Source organism: Aquidulcibacter sp. (genome assembly GCF_044346625.1).
Lineage (GTDB): Bacteria > Pseudomonadota > Alphaproteobacteria > Caulobacterales > Aquidulcibacteraceae > Aquidulcibacter.
The window spans coordinates 1-2,909 of the sequence record NZ_JBIIYV010000158.1; the positions used below are offsets into that span (position 1 = coordinate 1).

5 protein-coding genes are annotated in these 2,909 nt (G+C 53.9%); 2 read left to right on the forward strand and 3 right to left on the reverse strand.

The genetic code is table 11. The annotated features are described in order from the left end of the window. Positions 1-311 (forward strand): ASCH domain-containing protein (locus ACIQ20_RS16405; protein WP_395782214.1); only part of this gene is annotated, 311 nt, incomplete at its 5' end. Between the two features lie 10 nt (positions 312-321). Here ACIQ20_RS16405 and ACIQ20_RS16410 read toward each other — a convergent pair. Further along, positions 322-984, reverse strand: a complete 663-nt coding sequence (locus ACIQ20_RS16410) for an HAD family hydrolase (RefSeq protein WP_395782216.1) — start codon at positions 982-984, stop codon at positions 322-324. A gap of 167 nt (positions 985-1,151) precedes the next feature. On the opposite strand from ACIQ20_RS16410, the gene ACIQ20_RS16415 reads away from it, so the two are divergent. Continuing rightward, positions 1,152-1,619 (forward strand): Dps family protein, encoded by a 468-nt coding sequence (locus tag ACIQ20_RS16415; protein WP_395782218.1) that lies wholly within the window; start codon positions 1,152-1,154, stop codon positions 1,617-1,619. Here ACIQ20_RS16415 and ACIQ20_RS16420 read toward each other — a convergent pair. Then, the gene (locus ACIQ20_RS16420; RefSeq protein WP_395782220.1) at positions 1,611-1,844 is read right to left on the reverse strand and encodes a DUF2805 domain-containing protein; all 234 of its coding nucleotides are present in this window, start codon (positions 1,842-1,844) and stop codon (positions 1,611-1,613) included. The genes ACIQ20_RS16415 and ACIQ20_RS16420 overlap by 9 nt on opposite strands. Next, on the reverse strand, positions 1,831-2,909 hold a 1,079-nt coding region (locus ACIQ20_RS16425; RefSeq protein ID WP_395782222.1), incomplete at its 5' end, for a cryptochrome/photolyase family protein. The genes ACIQ20_RS16425 and ACIQ20_RS16420, both read right to left, overlap by 14 nt.

Below are 2,909 nucleotides of genomic sequence, written 5' to 3' on the forward strand. Positions count from 1 at the left end.
ATTGGGTTGTCACCGCCAATGCCCGGCCAGTAGCTGTCATTGAGACCCTAACTGTCGGCCAATGTCGCTTTGACGCAATTGATGCTGACTTTGCCTTGGAAGAAGGCGAAGGGGATTGTGGCTTAGCCTATTGGCGCATTGTCCATCAGGCGTTCTTTGAGAAAGAGGGAAGTTTCAGCCCAAACATGATGTTGTGGTGGGAGAAGTTTCGACTGGTCGAAGTCCTTGATGCAGACTTGGCTGCCAAAAGTGAAGCGATGGTCGCGCTTGATGAAGCCGATGCAGCAAAGCTACTGGCAAACCAACCATAGGAATAAGTTGTCAGAGGGCTTGTTCTAAATGCGCATGAAGTTCTGCCATGGTTGCGAAAACCTGATGGGCGCCAGCCGTGGTCAAATCTGATGCTTGGGTCTCGCGCGCAAAGCCGATCACTTGCATCCCCGCGCGTACCGCCGCGAGAACACCGTTTGGACTGTCTTCAATCGCAAGACACTCGCTTGGCACAAACCCTGCCTTTCGCGCGGCAAGCAGATAAACGTCCGGGGCAGGCTTGGCTTTGGCCACTTCGGTCGCCGAACTAATCTGGTCGCCAAAGTAGTTCACCAAACCCACTTTGGCCAAATTGGTAAGGATCTTTGCGCGCTCCCCACTCGAGGCGACGGCCAATGGAATGGATCGCGCCGCTAAGTCTTCTACGACCGCCACAACACCTGGAATCGCCCGCAGCTCCGCCTCAAATCGCGCAGTGATCCGCTCATGGTTATGCGCAATCTCTTCAGCGGTGATTGAACGGCCTATCTTCTGTTCAACCAGCGCGAACATTGCGGTGTCAGAGAGCCCTAAAAATCGCGCGCGCGCTTCAGCCGCGTCCATTGGCCAACCGAGTGCCGTAATCCATTCAGCCCCGATTTCATTAGAAATCGGCTCTGAATCAACCAACACGCCATCACAATCAAAGATCACGAGTTTTGGCTGGTCGAACATGCTTACTGACCTATCACTGCGAACGTCACGCTAAAGAAAGCCTTCGTGCACGCGTCATGCCATTTCCTTCAAGGAATTAGCGCAGACAAAAGACCATCTCTTGCCTTCATTCTGAGGGCACGAGACCCTACATCCCACTTAAGACACTTTATCTAAAGGAATACGTCATGGAACCCGATACCGGCATTACAGCAGGTGCCCGCACCAACATTGCAGATGCGCTTGCGCAAGTTTTGGCAGATTCCTATAGCCTCTACCAGAAGACGCATCTCTATCATTGGAATGTTCAAGGTCCACGCTTCGGCCCGCTGCATCAATTATTCTCCGATCAATATAACGAGCTTTGGACCGCCCTTGATGAGATGGCTGAGCGCATCCGCGCTTTGGGTGTCTTTGCGCCCACTCATGGACAAATGGCCGCCCGCACGACGATCCCAACTGCCAATGATGTGAGTGCTAGTGAAGACGCAATGTTGAAGGCGCTTCTAGAAGGGCAAGAAGCTGTCGTCCGCTCTGCACGTAAAGCGCTCAAGCTAGCTGCTGAACACGACGATGATGCGACAGCCGATCTCATGACCGAGCGCTGCGCAGCTGGAGAAAAGGCGGCTTGGATGCTACGGGCGCATCTAAGCTAAGGTTTTCGCCGATTTGTAATGGGCACGGCGGTCGGAAAAGTCACGCACCCGCTTGCGCCACGCGCGATAACTACCGGGGCGGAGGTTGGTGCGCATCAGCTCTTTGACTTGGTCGGGGCCAAGCCCAAACAGGCTTCGGATATGGTCAAAACTTACATGGTCACTCAAGGCCATCGCGATCACTTCGCTGATGCCCGCTTCATCTAAGGGTTCAGAGATGGCCATTGTCTAAGGCCTCCAAGATTTTCGCTGAATCGGCCTTGATTTCGTCGCGGCGCGCTGGCCCCATTTTCCGCCAAGTCGCGTAGACTGGGCCCATGCGCGGATTACCGCCAAGCTTGACTTCGTTGCGGCCAATAAAATCCCAATAAAGGGGATTGAAGGGACAGGCTTTAGGGCCCGCCTTCACCGCAGGATCATAAGCGCAGTTCGCGCAATAATCGCTCATTTTGTTGATGTAAGCGCCACTCGCCGCATAGGGTTTGGAAGCCATGATGCCACCATCGGCATAGAGTGCCATGCCGATGGTGTTAGGCACTTCAACCCATTCAAACGCGTCAGCATAGACACTCAAATACCATTCATGCACCGCATGAGGATCGAGCCCTGCCAGCAATGCAAAATTGCCCGTGACCATCAGGCGCTGAATATGATGGGCATAGGCTTCGCGTTTGGTTTGACTGATTGCTGCATGCATGCAGGCCATTTTGGTTTGCCCCGTCCAGTAAAGTGCGGGAAGGGGGCGCTTGGCGTCGAGATGATTAAAGGCCGTATAGTCTGAAGCATGCAGCCAATAGATGCCGCGCACATATTCGCGCCACCCAATAATCTGTCGGATAAAGCCTTCAACTGCTGCCAATGGTGCACGCCCAGCCTGCCACTCTTGCTCTGCTCGCCGACACAAATCGAGCGGCTCAAGCAATCCAACATTGAGATAAAGTGACAATACCGCATGATTGAGGAAGGCTTGGCCTTCCAGCATCGCATCTTGGGTTTCACCGAAACGGGGGAGGTGATGGGTTAAGAAATGATCGCGGGCCAGCTGTGCCTCAGCCGCGCTAGTCGCAAACCAAAAGGGCTCTAAATCGCCAAAGTGATCGCCAAACCGCGCGGCCACTAGATCGATGACCTCTTGCGTCTGTGCGGACGGAGGAAAATGGCGTGGGGGCAGCATGAACAAATCTGGCTTAGCGGGTTTGCGATTGTCATGATCAAAATTCCATTTGCCGCCTGCTGGTTGATCGCCTTCCATCAAGAGCCCCGTTCGACGGCGCATGTCACGATAGAAAT